The sequence below is a fragment of the Enterobacter sp. MG-EB028 genome (assembly GCF_056673305.1).
Genome location: NZ_CP195079.1, coordinates 2,167,650 through 2,182,700 on the forward strand (window position 1 = coordinate 2,167,650; position 15,051 = coordinate 2,182,700).

Sequence of the window (15,051 nt, forward strand, 5' to 3'; positions counted from 1 at the left end):
GCGGCAAAAGCATCCCTTATGCAAATAAACCTCTTTGAAGCTATTCGAATTTTTATTGAAATTGTCGAGTCGGGGAGCCTGACCCAGGCTGCGGAAAATCTGCAGGTCCATCGCCCGGCGGTCACCAAAGCGTTACAGCTTCTGGAGCAGCACAGCGGCACGCGTTTGCTGCAGCGAACAACGCGTCGAATCAGTCTGACGCCGGATGGCGATGCGTTTTATCGCCGGAGTAAACCTCTGCTGGCGCAGGCGGACGAATTACTGGAGTCGTTTGGTACGGACCGGGCAATACACGGTCAGCTGCGTGTGGATATGCCGGTCTCTTTTGCCACGCTGCGGGTGATCCCTCATCTGCCTGATTTTTATCGGCAGCATCCTGAAATCGACATCATTCTGAGCAGCTCTGACCGCCGTCGGGATATGCTCAGGGACGGCCTTGACTGCGTGCTGCGGGTGGGAGAGCTGGAGGACGGCGAGTATATCGCGCGTAAAATCGGGAACATCAACATCACGACCTGCGCCAGCCCGGCCTGGCTGGCAAAACACGGTACGCCAGAAACGCCGGATGATTTACGCAAACATCAGGCCATCAACTGGATTAATAACCGCAGCAGACACATTCAGCCGTGGACGTTTACCACGCCGGAAGGCATCGCGGAGATTACCCTGCCCGGTAAGCTTGTCGTGGATAACTCCGAAGCCTACATTGCGGCAGGCCTTGCCGGGCTGGGGTTAATGCAGGGGATGAATCTTTTTCTCCAGCCTTACATTGACCGCGGTCTTCTGGTTGAAGTCTTGCCAGACTATCGCTCGCCGGACCGCAAGCTGTCGCTGCTCTATCCACACCGTCACCTCTCCCGCAAGGTGCGGGTCTTTACCGAGTGGCTGGAGACTCTGGTGTGAAAGCGGCCAGCTCGTGACACAGCGCGCCAATCTGGTCCACGGCGTTCAGCAGGCGGGGCGTGGGTTCGTTTGCGCAGTTCAGCCGCAGAAAATGCGTTAACTCTGCGGTCGGGGAAAACAGGGGGCCAGGGCTGACGCCGATGCCCAGCGCCAGCGCGCGACGGTGCACCTCCAGCGCGCTGACCTGCTGAGGCAGTTCTACCCACAGCAGGAAACCGGCTGCGGGTACGCTAACGCGCGTGCCGGGTGGGAAGCTGGCCTCGACCCGCGCGACAACGGCGTGGATCCCCTCTGCGACCCGGCGCTTTAGCCTCCGGAGATGGCGATCGTAGTCGCCGCTTGCCAGCATCTCGCTGGTTGCGGCTTCCAGCAGCGGCGTGCCGGCCCAGTCTCCGGCCATGCGGGCCTGTAAGACCTGCGGGTGGTAGCGTCCGGCGGCAATCCAGCCGATTCGCCAGCCAGGCGCAAGCGTTTTTGACAGGGAACTGCAGTAAATCACATTCCCGCTCTGGTCGAACGCCTTGCAGGCCGGAGGACGTTGCCCCTCGCCGACCAGGTCACCGTAAACATCATCCTCAATCAAAGGAATTTCTGCCTCTTCAAGCAGGGCAACCAGTTCCTGCTTGCGCGCGACGGGCATGCTGGCACCCAACGGGTTTTGCACGGTGGGCGAGGCCAGAACGGCAGCAGGGCGGTGGCAGCGAATGGCGTCTGCCAGCGGTTCCAGCAGCAGGCCTTCGACAGGGTCGGTGGGGATCGCTAAGGCCTTCAGGCCTAAATCCTCCAGCAGCAGGAGCGTGCCAAAGTAGGCGGGCTCCTCAATCGCCACGACATCACCTGGCTGACACACGGCCCGAAGGGCCAGGCGCAGCGCCTGCGTCGCACCTGCGGTAATAATCAGATCGTCTGCGCCGAACCGGGCTCCCCACTGTGCAGAACGCGCGGCAATCTTACTTCGCAAATCCCCTCTTCCCGGAGGCAGGCTGTAGCTCTGTCCATGCGCGTCCAGACGACGACCCGCAGAGTGCAGAGCCCGCTGCAGCGCATCTCCCGGCAGCCACGCGGGATCGGGCAGGGCGGCGCCCAGCGGGATCAGCCTGGCTTCTGCACTGCTGAACAGCGACCGGGCCACGGCGGACATGGTGACGGGAACCGGGCCAGGTGAGGAACGTGCGGGCTCCACGCGCGGAGGCAGGCTGGTCTGGCGGATGTAATAACCTGAACGCGGGCGCGCAACAATCAGCCCTTCAGCCTCAAGGCAGCGAAGGGCCTCCAGCGCCGTCGGAAGGCTAACGTGCTCGCGCTCGGCCAGTTTACGTGCGGAGATCATCCTGTCACCGGCGCGCAGCGCGCCAGAGGTCAGCGTGAGGCGCAGCATCTCAGCAATTCGGCGATAGTGTGGGGACGACTGGGACGGGGCGGACATGGGGATCTGTTCAGGCTAATTTTCGATAAAACTGACTATACAGCCAATGATGCACGCCATCTATAGTGTCCGGCATGTTCAGGACAAGGAGGCATTATGCACAGCGATAATTTCAACATTTCCACCTATTTCAAACGCATAAACTACACCGGACCGGCGGCTGCCGATACGGCCACCCTGCATGCGCTGATGCGCCATCAGCTCTTTTCCGTTCCCTTTGAGAATCTGGACGTGCAGGCGGGTAAAATTGTCTCGCTGGCGCCAGACGACATTGCCGATAAGGTGTTAACGCAGGGGCGCGGCGGCTACTGCTATGAGGTGAACGGGCTTTTTGCCATGGCGCTGGCGGCGTTAGGGATACCTTACCGTTTCGTGGCGGCGCGGCCGATGTTCTACCCCGTGCGGCGACCTAAAACCCATATGGCGCTCATCGCTGAGGTAGATAGCCGACTGTGGCTTTGCGACCTCGGGTTTGGCAGCTACGGTATTCGTGCGCCGATGGCGCTGGACACGCTTGATGTGGATATCACGCAGGATTTCGACACGTTTCGACTAAGCCGCAGCGCGGAGGGCGAATATCTGCTTGAGGCGAAGGTGGAGGGAGAATGGGCCCGGCAGTATGGCTTTGATCTCACGCCTCAGGAATGGATTGATTTTGTTCCGGCCAACTACCTTAACTCCACGCACCCGGATGCGATCTTTGTGCAGAAGCGGGTGGTGGTGCAGCATCGCCCGGAAGGACGCCTGATTTTACTGGGCGATGTGCTGAAAACCATCACGGCGAACGGCACTGAAACGCGGCAACTGGCGGAGGAGGAAATCCACCAGGTCCTGAAAGACCGTTTTGCGCTGACCGCCGCGTAATCAGCCGGGAAACGGTGGAGCCTCAGCGCAGTCCGTCTTCTGTGGCGTTGCGCTGAGCTCCCCACTGTAACAGCAGGCTAAACGACGTGGGTAACACGGTCAGCGTCACCAGCGTCGCGGACAGCAGCCCGCCGATAATGGCATAGGCCATTGGGCCCCAGAATACCTGGTGAGAAATGGGGATCATGCCCAGAATGGCGGCACAGGCGGTCAGACAGATGGGCCTGGCCCGGTGTTCCGCAGCCGCCATAATCGCGGCATCGTTTGTCATCCCCTGAGCAAGATTGCTGTCAACCTCGCTAATCAATATCACCGCGTTACGCACGATCATCCCCGCCAGTGCGATGACGCCCAGCAGCGCGACAAACCCCATCGGCGTTCCGCCGGGCAGCATAGCCAGCACGATCCCCGGTAAACCAAACGGGGCCATCAGGAGTGCCAGCAGCATCCGGGAATATCGCCGCAACTGAAGCATCAGCAGCAACAGCATGATGACCAGCGTCACCGGAAGAACGGTGAAGACGGAGCTGTTCCCCTTATCCGATTCGGCAACCGCGCCGCCTTCTTCAATGCTGTAACCTGCCGGCAGGCTAGCGCGCAGTTTATCGACCGCCGGACGCAGCGCTGCAGATACCGCTTCAGCCTTCAGCCCCGGGGCAAGATCCGTTTGCACCGTGATAAAGGGCACGCGTTGCCGACGCCAGATGACCGGATCGTCCACGCCCCAGACCGGCGTCGCGACGGCGCTGAGCGGAATTTATTTACCGTCATTCCCCTGGATCGTGAGCGAGGAGAGGGTGGCGGTGCTGTGACGTGCATCGTCCGTGGCCCGGAGCACCACGTCGACAAGGCGGTCGTTATCCCTGATAGACGTGACAACGCTGCCGGACCAGACGGTATTCAGCGTGCGGGCGAGGCTCTCTGATGATATTCCCGCCGCCCTGGCCGCCGTCTGATTCACCTCAAGGGTTATGACCCTCTCCGGCTCTCCGGCCGTCTGGTTAACGTCGCGTGAGAACGGGGACTGCCCAATCGCGTCCGTGAGACGGTTCGCAAACGCCCGAACCTGCAGATAGTCAGGCCCGCTCACCCGGTATTTGATTGGCCAGCCGACGGGGGGCCCCAGCTCAAGGGGCGACACGCGCGTGATGATATCGCTAAACTGCGTCGCCAGGAGCCTGTTGAGCTGCTCATGCAGACGATCCCGCGCCTCAAGATCCTTAGCCACCACAACCATCTGGGCGATATTTTCATTTTCCAGCAGCACGTCCATCGGCAGGTAAAAACGGATGGCGCCGGACCCGACGTACGTCGAATAGCGATTGATGTTGCCGTTGCCTGCCAGCGCCTTTTCCAGCTTTTCCACCTCTCTTAGCGTTTCCGCCTGCGACGCGTTGGCCGGAAGCGTCAGGCTGACCAGCAGCTCAGGCCGGTCCGAGGCGGGGAAGAACTCGCCCTGCATAAATGTCGTGCCGTACGCTGACAACCCCAGCGCGGAAAGCGCAATCAGCACGGTAGCGAGCCGGTGGCGCAGTGCCAGGCGTAAAAGCCGTCCGTACCCGCGCGCGATCCTTCCGGGGCCCGCCGCGTGATGTCTGACTTTTTCCGGCAGCAGCCACGTACCCGTCAGCGGCGAAAACAGGATCGCGACAGCCCAGGAACAGAGCAGGGCAATGAGCACCACGGCAAACAGGGAAAAACAGTATTCACCGGCGCTGGAGGCCGCAAAACCAACGGGAATAAAACCGGCAATCATCACCAGGGTACCGGTGAGCATCGGGAAGGCCGTCGTTTTGAATGCATGGGTGGCCGCATGCCGACGGGAATCCCCCGCTTCCAGCCGGGAGACCATCGTTTCGACGGCGATCATGGCGTCATCCACCAGCAGGCCCAGGGCAATAATCAGCGCCCCGAGCGAGATGCGCTGAAGGCCAATGCCGGCGAACATCATGCTGGCAAACGTCATGGCGAGCACCAGCGGGATGGCCGTCGCCACCACCAGCCCGGCCCGTAAACCCAGTGAGACAAATGAAACCGCCAGCACGATAATAACGGCTTCGATAAGCACCCGGATAAACCCACTTACCGCGTCACTGACCACCGCTGACTGATCGGCGACTTTCACCATCTCGATACCGTGCGGCAGCCCGGCGCTGAGGGCCGCCATTCTGGCGTTCAGCGCAGCACCGAAACGCAGCATGTTGCCCGTTGGCGCCATCGACACCGCCAGCCCGATAGCCGGTTTGCCGTTCACCCGGTAGGCCGGGGCCGGTGGCTCGGCGATTTCCCGGGTGACGGTGGCAATGTCGGTCAGCGGAATATAGCGATTATTCACGTGCAGTGTGACGGCCCGTAAACTCTCTTCGGTCGTGAGCGCCCCGCTGACTTTTATCGCCATGTTCTCCTGCCCGGTACGCATAGTGCCTGCCGGGACAACCGCGTTCTGCGCCCGGAGGGCGTCGGCGACCGCCTGAATATCGAGCCCCATCCCGGCCAGGCGTGCCGGAGAAAAGGCGAGAACCCACTGCTCCTGCTGTTCGCCCAGCAGGGTGGTTTTGCCCATATCCGGCAGGGACATAAGCTCGCGTCGCAAGGTCTCTACGCGATCCCGCACCTCCCGCAGGGTGAAACCTTCGGGAATAAAGGCATAAATTGTGCCGAACGTGTCGTCAAATTCGTCGTCCACGGCAGGAACCTGCACCCCTTCAGGCAGGGACGGCGCGATGTCCTGCATTTTTTTGCGAACCTGATACCAGATGTCCGGCACGCTTTGCGGGGGCGTATCGTCACGGAGGTTGACATGGATAACGGTGCGTCCGGCCCGGGTTTCACTTTCGAGATAGTCCAGCCAGGGGGGTTCCTGCAGCTTTTTTTCAAGCGTATCGGTCAGCAGGCGGGTGGTATCCGCCACGGATGCTCCCGGCCACTGCGCGGAGACGACGGCCGTTTTAATGGTAAAAGCCGGATCTTCGTTACGCGGCAACTTCTCATAGCAGAACACGCCCATCGCAATCACCAGCAGCATAAAAAAGCTGACCATCTGCTGGTTCTTCAGCGCCCAGGCGGAGAGGTTAAATTTGGCTTCCTGTCCTGTGTTCATGGCTGAACCTCTCCGGCCATCACCGGCTCGTCGGACCGCAATGTGCTCACGCCCGCGGTAATCACCCGATCGCCGGGCTCAAGGCCGGAGGCGATGATGACGGAGGTAGCCGTATAGCTCGCGGGTACCACCACGCGCAGCTGCGCCCGCGACTGCGGGGTAATCACAAAAACCGCCGGTTTGTCGCCGGCACGGGTCAGCGCGGATGCGGGAAGGGTGTACCCGTGCGGGGCTGACGATGGCAACGTGACGGTAACGCTGGCACCCAGCGCCATGGCCGACGGCGGGTTTTGCAGGGTGGCTCTGACGCGCCAGGTGCGGGTCTGAGGATCGGCCTGCGGGGTGATATCCCGCAGCACGGCAGACGCCTGTACTGACGGGTCGCTGAGAAGGGAAACCCGCAACACCGCCTTATCAAGAGGCGGGAACGCATCGGGAGTGGCAATATCAAACATCACATCGCGTTCTTCCCCGGTCGCCAGCGTCAGCACGGACTGACCGTCGCTGACAACCTGTCCCGCAGAGGCGTTCACGGCCGTGATGATGCCCGCTTGTGGCGCGATCAGGCGCGTCCAGCCGAGGCTTTCGCGGGCATTTCGCCGCGCGGCCTCGCTGCTTTTTAAGCGCGCGCGGGCGACAAGCCAGTCCGCACGGGCGCTGTCGAGCTGCGTGCGGGCTATTGCCCCCGTTGGCATGAGTTTTTGCATTCGACTGACGTTAAGCGCGGCGACCTGCGCGGAGGCTTTGGCGCCTTCATAGTCGGCCTCAGCGCTGTCGAGCTGATTCTGCCCGGTCGTATTGTCAAGCGTGGCCAGCAGTTGTCCGGCAGTGACCCGGTCGCCAATATCAACGCTATCAACGCTGCGCGTCAGTATCCGACCCCCGGTACGAAAGCTCAGGGTCGTTTCATCGTGGGCATGGATCTCACCGGTTCTTTCCAGCGCGGGAAGGGTTTGATCGGTGCCAACGACGACGTAGCGTACCGCCCGTGCAGGAACGGGCTTATTTTCGTGTTTATCACCACAGCCGGTCAGCGGAAAAATCGCCAGCGCAAGCAGGGCCAGGGGAAGAAAATGCAGCCAGGAAAGGGTGCGCGCCACGCCGTACAAATGATGCAGGCAGTGGCGGAGGGAGAGAAAAAATTCGTCTGACATAACGCCGCTCCATAAAGGGAATGGCGTTATTAAATGCGCGCTACGTCGAGAAAGATTCGATGTTCTGTCAAGGCTTTATCAAGAGTGGCGATTTTCATTATCGGACGGATGCCAGGGCAGCAAAATGCGCACGGCGAGGCCGCCGGTTTCCGGTAATGACGCGCTAATCTCACCCCCATGCGCCTGACAAATCGCCCGTGCGATGGACAAGCCGAGGCCGCTGCCGCCGGAATGCCGCGCGCGGGACTGCTCCTCGCGGCTAAAACGTTTAAACATTTCCGGTAAAAACTGGGGCGATACGCCCGGCCCGTCATCGGTAAATTCAAGGGTGTAATGCCCGCGGGCGTAGTACAGTGCCACCTCAAGGTGGCCGCCATCGCGTCCGTAACGTAGCGCATTTTCCATGAGGATAGTAACGACCTGTCCCAGGCGGAACGCATCGCCTCTGAAGGGGCAGGTACGCGGGTTACGAAGGATTATCCGGAAATTATGCGCATCAGCCTGGGGCATGATCCAGGCTGCCCGCTCCTGAATCAGCTCATCCAGACAGAACGGCTGGTCCTCCAGCACAAGGTTACCCGCGTCGGCCAACGAGAGAAGGTGGAGCTCATCGGTGAGGCGGTTGAGGTGCTGGAGCTGTTTCATCACCATGCCCAGCTGCGCCGGGCTGGCATCAAACACGCCGTCTAACATGCCTTGCAGACGCCCAATGGCGGCCGTCAGGGGCGAGCGCAGCTCGTGCGCCATCGCGACGTGTGAGGCGCGGAGCTCTTTTTCATAGCGGGCGAGTTGCCCCGTCATGGAGTTAAAATCGGTCGCAAAGCTGACCATTTCCGCCGGTGCATCCTTGATGAGCTCTGCCTGACGGCCAAACTGCCCGTCGGCGACATCCTTTGCTGCATCGCGAAGGCGGCTGAACTGCTGCGCCAGCGGCCGGGCGTGTTTTAGCCCCATCACCACAATAAACGGGATCATTACCAGCACCAGCAGGGCCACCGTGACCCAGTCGGCTGAGGCGATAGACGGCGTGGAGTAGCTCAGGCCCCACCAGGTGTCCACAATCGTGTGGAAGCGGGCCGGATTGGCCTGCGGGTTCTGGCTGAGCGTAAGAAACTCCTGCCGGACCGCCGCTGGCATTTTGCCCATTATCCAGTAGTTCTGCACCGCATAACGTAGCCACATGCAGGTGGCAATGACGATCACGCTGCCGATGGCCAGCGCTAAGATGCGGGCGCAAATCCAGCGCCACAGAGACGAGTGCCGGTTTTTTATCATGGCTGTCTGAACCTGTAACCCACGCCGCGAACGTTGATCAGCACGCCGGAAATACCCGCCACTTCGAGTTTTTTACGCAGGTTATAAATATGGGTGTCCACCACGCGCTCCAGCGCCTCGCTTTCCGGCAAGCAGTGTTCCAGTAAATACTGGCGGGAGAACGGGTGCGCAGGAGAACGCAGCAGCGTTGCCAGAATCGAGAATTCCGTTGGCGTAAGATCGAGCATCACAGGCGCGTCGCCGCCGTTATCCACGCTCGCCACAATGGCGCCCACATCCACCTCCAGCGTTTGCCAGCGAAGGATCGCTTCGTCTGTCTCTTTTTTACTGCTGCGCCGCAGCACCGCCTGTACCCGAGCCACCACTTCCCCCGGATGATAAGGCTTCACAACGTAATCATCGGCACCGTACCGCAGGGCCCCAATGCGGTCGGGGGTATCCCCCATGGCCGTGACCATAATCACCGGCACATCGCTTTTACGGCGCAGACCAGCCAGCACCTCGGTGCCGTTAAGCCCCGGCAGCATCACGTCCAGCAGGATGAGGTCGGGCTTCCACCGCTGCGCCATATCCAGCCCGGAAAGACCGTCTCCGGTAATGGTCACGTCGTAATTTTCACGCCGTAAATAGGCTTCGAGCACGCCAGCCGCATCGGCGTCATCTTCAATAATCAGCACTCTTCTGGACAACATCCGTTCACCTTGACCATTTCTTAACACTATCCCGACGATTCATTGATTCAGCCAAATCATACTGCGCCAACATTATGTGGCCGCCCCTGTATCAGGTGACGCCAGCGTCTGTATGGAGAGCAGTATGATAGCGATAAAAAAAGTCCTGTATATGTCCGTCCCGCTTCTGATGGTCGTGACGTCTGGCGTGCAGGCGGATGATGGCTCCGCGTCCGATTCCTTAACCGTCGGGCTGGGAGGGCAGTATGCCCCGCGTTACTCAGGCTCAGACAAGCAGGTGTGGCAGGTGGTTCCGGTGCTGCAGGGTCGTAAAGGCGCTTTCTTTATTGATGCGCAAAAAGGGGTGGGATATGACCTGCAAAACGACAGCGGTTGGTACTTCGAACACACGCTGGGCTATGACTTCGGAAGGGCTGAGAAAAATTCTGGCTGGCGTGAGGGCGCAAACAATCTGAAAGGGATGGGGGACATTGATACCACCCTGAATACCGGCCTTGCAGTGGGCTGGCAGGCCGCGCCCTGGCTGAGTGTGGAGGGGAAAGCGACGCTGCCTTTAACGGACAGCCAGGGGGCCAGCTATCAGGCCTCCGTGACGCTAGTCCCCGTACAAAATAACCAGGATACGGTCGCCTTTCAGTCTGCGGCCCTGTTTGGCGACAGCCATTATCTGAATACCTGGTATGGGGTCAGCGAGCAGCAGAGCCGCCGCAGCGGATATCGCCGCTATTCAGCGCCGGGTGGATTTTATGGCGTCGAAACCAGTCTGACCTGGAGCCATCAGTTCGATGCCCACTGGGGGACGGTGCTGAGTGCGGACTATACCTGGCTTGGCGACCATGCCAATGATAGCCCGATTGTGATACGGCGCAATGAGGGGTCTGCAACCGCCGCTATCACCTGGACATTCTAATTCGCGGAGCGCGATGTGGGCGAGGGGATTATTTCTTCTTATCCATCATCGCTTTTAAATCGGCAAACGGGTTAAACGTGGCGACGCCCACGTCTTTTTGGGCGTCTTCACCGGCGACCACAGTGGTGCCGTACTGATCCGCTTCGGTGTATTTCGAATGTTCGTGATCGTGGCAAAACAGGCACAGCAGCTCCCAGTTGCTGCCGTCTTCCGGGTTGTTGGTATGGTCGTGATCGATATGGTGAACCGTCAATTCACGCAGGTTGGAATAGACGAACTCCCGCGAGCAGCGTCCGCAGACCCAGGGATAGATTTTTAATGCTTTTTCGCGATAGCCGCTTTCCAGTCGCGCGTAGTTTTTAGGGATCAGAGCCATTGCCGGTTTTACCTGCCATGTAAAAAGTGGGGGATATTATATCCCATTATGAAGCGGAATGACGAACCGCTCAATTCCGTCAATTTATTTGACGCTTTCCGTTAAATAAACGGCATTTATTCTCACCGGGTAATGCGTAAAGTAGAGAGAACGCAATGCATTATCAGGACACACTGTTATGAAAAAGATCGGGTTTTTATCATTTGGTCACTGGACGCCTTCTCCGCAGTCCGGCACGCGTTCGGCGGCAGATACGCTGCTGCAGTCCATCGACCTGGCCGTGGCGGCCGAAGAGCTGGGGGCAGACGGTGCGTATTTCCGCGTGCACCACTTTGCCCGACAGCTTAGCTCGCCGTTCCCCCTGCTGGCCGCAATCGGCGCCAAAACGAAAACCATCGAAATCGGTACCGGCGTGATTGATATGCGCTATGAAAATCCGATGTACATGGCTGAAGATGCGGGCGCGGCGGATCTGATTTCCGGCGGTCGTTTGCAGCTTGGCATCAGCCGGGGCTCCCCGGAGCAGGTCATTGATGGCTGGCGTCATTTCGGCTATGTCCCGCAGGAAGGGGAAAACGAAGCGGACATGGCGCGCCGTCATACCGAGGTGCTGCTTGAGGTACTGCGCGGCGAAGGGTTTGCAAAGCCGAATCCACAGCCGATGTTCCCGAATCCTCCGGGGCTGCTGCGCCTGGAGCCTTATTCAGAAGGTTTGCGGGAGCGTATCTGGTGGGGTGCCGGTTCGAATGCGACGGCCGTATGGGCCGCAAAGCTGGGAATGAACCTGCAAAGCTCAACCCTGAAAGACGATGAAACCGGCGAGCCGTTCCATATTCAACAGGCAAAACAGATCCGCGCGTACCGCCAGGCCTGGCAAGAGGCCGGGCATGCGCGTGAGCCGCGCGTCTCGGTCAGCCGCAGTATTTTTGCCCTGATGGACGACCGCGACCGGATGTACTTCGGCGCCAGCCGCAACGACAGCGACAGCGTGGGGTATCTTGATGAGAAAACGCGCGCGATCTTCGGACGCAGCTATGCCGCAGAGCCTGACAAGCTGATAGAGCAGTTGAAAAAGGACGAGGCGATTGCCGAGGCTGATACATTATTACTGACCGTACCGAACCAGCTTGGTGTGGATTACAATGCGCACGTGATTGAGTCCATTCTCAAACATGTCGCACCGGCAATGGGCTGGCGCGATTAGGTATTCCGCCGTCAGCCGTGAGATCGTAATGGAAAATCTGGCCCTCTGGTATCGCCGTTTTGGCGAGCCAGAATCTGTTCTGCAACCTGAAACCGCGTCGCCGGGCGCGCTTGCACCGGAACACCTCCGCGTGCGAATGCTGTTTGCGCCGGTGAACGCGTCCGATCTCATTCCCATGACCGGCGCCTATCGCCACAGGACTCCGTTACCCGCCGTCGCGGGGTATGAAGGCGTCGGCGTTGTCATTCAGGCGCCCGCGTCGTTTGCGCATCTGGAGGGTAAACGCGTTCTGCCGCTGCGCGGGCAGGGCACCTGGCAGCGCTATGTCGATTGCCCGGCAGAGTATGCTATCCCCGTTCCGGACGATCTCGATTCATGCCTGGCCGCGCGGGCCTATATCAATCCTCTGGCGGCGCAGATGATGCTGACCCACTATCCACCGCAGGGAAAGCGGGTGATGCTCACGGCCGCCGGTTCGGATTGCGCCGTTCTGCTCGGGCAGTGGGCGCGTCTGGCGGGGGCTGACGCGGTGTACGGTATTCATCGTTCGCCCGTTCACGCTGAGCGGCTGGCGGCCATGGGGATTGTTCCTGTCGCACAGCATGACATGCAGAAGATCGCCAGCGTCGCCTCGCGTGCCGACGTCGTTTACGATGCAACCGGCGGGGCGCTTGCGGAAGCGATCCTGAACGTGATGCCTGAGCAGGGTATATTTGTCTGCTATGGGCTGCTCTCCGGGCAGACCTTCCGCCAGCAGCGGCCCCTGCCTCGCGTGGCGTGGTTCCATATTCGTAACTATCTGGACAGGCTCAGCGCTGAGGCGTGGCGCGCGGAGTTCGATCAAATCTGGCCCCGGATGCGCGCCAGCGAGTACAGCCCCGGTACGGTATACCCTCTGACGGACTGGCAGAAGGCGCTCAGGGTTTATCGTGAAGGCGGAAGGGCAAGCAAGCCCCTCCTGTCGATGGCGGAATGACGGCTACTGATGGCTCATATCGCTCAGCAGTACGGCGATGCTTTGCCCGCCCGCCGTCTGTTCCAGACCAATCTTCACGATGATGGTCAGCGGAACGGAGAGCAGCATGCCTACGGGGCCGAGCAGCCAGCCCCAGAAAATCAGGGACAAAAAGACGACCAGCGTCGAAAGCCCCAGCCCGCGTCCCATCATTCGTGGTTCAAGAATATTACCGAATACCAGATTAATCACCAGATAGCCGGCCAGCAGAATCAGCGCATCATAAAATCCGCTGAACACCAGCACCTGAAGAATAGGGGGGATCGCTGCCAGCACGGAGCCGATGTTGGGAATGTAGTTGAGCGCAAACGCCAGTAACCCCCAGACGAACGCAAAGCGAACGTCCAGCGCCACCAGCATTCCCCAGACCACCACCCCAGTAACCAGGCTAATGGCGGTTTTCAGTACCAGATAGCGGGAAACGCTGTCCAGCGCGCGCTGAATAGCCCCCATTCCTTCAACCGGACGAACCATAATATGCTGTAACTTTGCGGGCAGCTGTGGCACCTCCAGCAGCATGAACACGACCGTTAAAAACAGCAGGAAAATGGAGGTCATGGCATTGGAAAGCTGCGTCAGCAGGCCTGTGACGATCGTCATGGCCGCATTAGGGTCGATATATTTAAGAAGCTCCTCAACGGAGACTTCTATTCCCGCGCGCTGTAGCCAGGGCTCAAGCTGCAGCAGCGGTATCGCCAGCGAGGAGCGGTATTTCGGCAGCGTTCGCGCCAGTTCGTTCAGCGAGGTACCCAGATAAGCAACCAGTAACACCATGGCGAAAATAATGACGCTAATCAGCAGGGTAATGGCCAGCACGCGCGGGATGCGCAGCCGTGTCATGCGCTGTACCAACGGGTTAAGGATCACCGCAACGAACAGGGCCAGAATAAAGGGCACAATGATGTCGGCGGCAAAACGAACGCCCGTCAGTATGATCACCAGCATGCCCAGCATGATGACAATTTTTATCCCGTTCAGGGTAATAATGGGTTTAGCCATGGTGACTCCGAAAAACGCTTTTTCTTCATAATAAAGGGTAAACGCCCTGCAATAAACTAACCAAAATCAAACGGGACGGGTAAAGAATTGAAAAGACTTTGAGTAAAATCCTGGCTTATGGTACAAATCTAGCGTGTTCAACTACCGAGGACAATTTTCATCCGCAAAGACGAGAAGCAACAACGCGGATAATTGTAATTTTATGGACAATTTGTTCAGGACGTATTCTTCAAACAACACTGCTGTATTTACCACCTCCTTCTCCCTGCTTGCTGGTGAGCAACACTGGCGCACCGCACTATAGTTATCTCTTCTGCCTGAGCTGGCGCTACGCGCTTAGCTGTCTGATTTAATTTCATATTTTTTGGGTTTGCTGCATGCGGCAGGCCACGATGGATTATATTCTCAAGCAGGAGAAAAACATGTTTTACTGGATCTTATTAGCTCTGGCGATTGTCGCTGAAATTACCGGCACGCTGTCTATGAAGTGGGCAAGCGTCAGCGAGGGTAATACCGGTTTTATTTTAATGCTGGTGATGATTTCACTTTCCTATATTTTCCTTTCGTTTGCGGTGAAAAAAATTGCGCTGGGCGTGGCGTATGCGCTGTGGGAAGGTATTGGTATTTTATTGATTACGCTGTTCAGCGTCCTGATATTTGACGAAACATTAACAACAATGAAAATCGCAGGATTAACGACGCTGGTTGCGGGCATCGTGCTGATTAAATCAGGTACCCGTAAACCGGCTAAACAGCAGAAGGAGCAGAACCATGCAACAGTTTGAATGGGTTCATGCGGCCTGGCTGGGCTTCGCTATCGTGCTGGAAATTTTCGCTAACGTTCTGCTGAAATTCTCCGACGGTTTTCGCCGTAAAATATACGGCCTGATGTCGATTGCCGCGGTGCTGGGAGCGTTTAGCGCCCTGTCACAAGCGGTCAAAGGTATCGATCTTTCAGTGGCCTATGCGCTGTGGGGCGGTTTTGGTATCGCCGCCACCCTGGCCGCCGGGTGGGTGCTTTTCGGGCAGCGTTTAAATAATAAAGGCTGGATAGGGCTGATATTGCTGCTTGCGGGCATGATCATGATAAAACTCGCCTGATCAATCGGAAACCCTTACTTAACGACAGCCGC

At 58.7% G+C, this 15,051-nt stretch carries 14 protein-coding genes and 1 pseudogene; 8 read left to right on the forward strand and 7 right to left on the reverse strand.

Annotated elements, in window-relative coordinates:
- The first annotated feature begins 18 nt into the window (after positions 1 to 18).
- Entirely contained in the window at positions 19 to 903 is an 885-nt protein-coding gene (locus tag ACR42C_RS10350; protein ID WP_479985085.1) for a LysR family transcriptional regulator, read from the forward strand.
- Here the strand turns inward: ACR42C_RS10350 and ACR42C_RS10355 are convergent.
- Positions 875 to 2,329, reverse strand: coding sequence for an aminotransferase-like domain-containing protein (locus tag ACR42C_RS10355; RefSeq protein ID WP_479985086.1), 1,455 nt, complete (start codon positions 2,327 to 2,329; stop codon positions 875 to 877). The two genes, ACR42C_RS10350 and ACR42C_RS10355, sit on opposite strands and share 29 nt — an antisense overlap.
- A gap of 96 nt (positions 2,330 to 2,425) precedes the next feature.
- On the opposite strand from ACR42C_RS10355, the gene ACR42C_RS10360 reads away from it, so the two are divergent.
- Positions 2,426 to 3,193 carry an arylamine N-acetyltransferase family protein gene (locus ACR42C_RS10360; protein ID WP_233002437.1) on the forward strand — a complete coding sequence of 256 codons (768 nt, stop codon included), beginning with the start codon at positions 2,426 to 2,428 and terminating at the stop codon, positions 3,191 to 3,193.
- Positions 3,194 to 3,215: 22 nt separating this feature from the next.
- Here the strand turns inward: ACR42C_RS10360 and ACR42C_RS10365 are convergent.
- The 4 genes and pseudogenes from ACR42C_RS10365 to ACR42C_RS10380 all read right to left on the reverse strand — a co-directional run bounded on the left by ACR42C_RS10365 (position 3,216) and on the right by ACR42C_RS10380 (position 9,414).
- Positions 3,216 to 6,293 (reverse strand): annotated as a pseudogene (locus tag ACR42C_RS10365) (efflux RND transporter permease subunit).
- The gene (locus ACR42C_RS10370; RefSeq protein WP_479985087.1) at positions 6,290 to 7,447 is read right to left on the reverse strand and encodes an efflux RND transporter periplasmic adaptor subunit; all 1,158 of its coding nucleotides are present in this window, start codon (positions 7,445 to 7,447) and stop codon (positions 6,290 to 6,292) included. The pseudogene ACR42C_RS10365 and the gene ACR42C_RS10370 overlap by 4 nt, the downstream one beginning before the upstream one ends.
- A 78-nt stretch (positions 7,448 to 7,525) precedes the next feature.
- Positions 7,526 to 8,722: a sensor histidine kinase gene (locus ACR42C_RS10375; RefSeq protein WP_192981456.1), complete on the reverse strand. Its 1,197-nt coding sequence runs from the start codon at positions 8,720 to 8,722 to the stop codon at positions 7,526 to 7,528.
- Positions 8,719 to 9,414: a response regulator gene (locus ACR42C_RS10380; RefSeq protein ID WP_163329103.1), complete on the reverse strand. Its 696-nt coding sequence runs from the start codon at positions 9,412 to 9,414 to the stop codon at positions 8,719 to 8,721. The genes ACR42C_RS10375 and ACR42C_RS10380 overlap by 4 nt, the downstream gene beginning before the upstream one ends.
- Positions 9,415 to 9,538: 124 nt before the next feature.
- On the opposite strand from ACR42C_RS10380, the gene ACR42C_RS10385 reads away from it, so the two are divergent.
- Positions 9,539 to 10,324 (forward strand): MipA/OmpV family protein, encoded by a 786-nt coding sequence (locus ACR42C_RS10385; protein ID WP_479985088.1) that lies wholly within the window; start codon positions 9,539 to 9,541, stop codon positions 10,322 to 10,324.
- Positions 10,325 to 10,352: 28 nt separating this feature from the next.
- On the opposite strand, the gene yajD is transcribed toward ACR42C_RS10385, so the two are convergent.
- The gene (gene yajD, locus ACR42C_RS10390; protein WP_003857471.1) at positions 10,353 to 10,700 is read right to left on the reverse strand and encodes an HNH nuclease YajD; all 348 of its coding nucleotides are present in this window, start codon (positions 10,698 to 10,700) and stop codon (positions 10,353 to 10,355) included.
- A gap of 178 nt (positions 10,701 to 10,878) precedes the next feature.
- Between yajD and ACR42C_RS10395 the strand changes: the two genes are divergently transcribed.
- Both ACR42C_RS10395 and ACR42C_RS10400 read left to right on the forward strand, forming a co-directional pair.
- Positions 10,879 to 11,904, forward strand: coding sequence for an LLM class flavin-dependent oxidoreductase (locus ACR42C_RS10395; protein ID WP_163329107.1), 1,026 nt, complete (start codon positions 10,879 to 10,881; stop codon positions 11,902 to 11,904).
- Positions 11,905 to 11,932: 28 nt separating this feature from the next.
- Positions 11,933 to 12,880, forward strand: coding sequence for a zinc-dependent alcohol dehydrogenase family protein (locus ACR42C_RS10400; protein ID WP_479985089.1), 948 nt, complete (start codon positions 11,933 to 11,935; stop codon positions 12,878 to 12,880).
- Between the two features lie 3 nt (positions 12,881 to 12,883).
- Here the strand turns inward: ACR42C_RS10400 and ACR42C_RS10405 are convergent, their stop codons facing one another.
- Positions 12,884 to 13,918 carry an AI-2E family transporter gene (locus ACR42C_RS10405; protein ID WP_479985090.1) on the reverse strand — a complete coding sequence of 345 codons (1,035 nt, stop codon included), beginning with the start codon at positions 13,916 to 13,918 and terminating at the stop codon, positions 12,884 to 12,886.
- A gap of 133 nt (positions 13,919 to 14,051) precedes the next feature.
- Between ACR42C_RS10405 and ACR42C_RS10410 the strand changes: the two genes are divergently transcribed.
- The 3 genes from ACR42C_RS10410 to mdtI all read left to right on the forward strand — a co-directional run bounded on the left by ACR42C_RS10410 (position 14,052) and on the right by mdtI (position 15,019).
- A complete protein-coding gene (locus ACR42C_RS10410) occupies positions 14,052 to 14,222 on the forward strand; it encodes a protein YdgV (RefSeq protein WP_420094871.1) in 171 nt (56 codons plus the stop codon).
- Between the two features lie 118 nt (positions 14,223 to 14,340).
- Positions 14,341 to 14,703: a multidrug/spermidine efflux SMR transporter subunit MdtJ gene (gene mdtJ, locus ACR42C_RS10415; protein ID WP_320719635.1), complete on the forward strand. Its 363-nt coding sequence runs from the start codon at positions 14,341 to 14,343 to the stop codon at positions 14,701 to 14,703.
- Complete coding sequence (gene mdtI, locus ACR42C_RS10420; protein WP_116340271.1) at positions 14,690 to 15,019, forward strand: multidrug/spermidine efflux SMR transporter subunit MdtI; 330 nt, start codon at positions 14,690 to 14,692, stop codon at positions 15,017 to 15,019. Before mdtJ ends, mdtI begins: the two co-directional genes overlap by 14 nt.
- Positions 15,020 to 15,051: the final 32 nt, after the last annotated feature.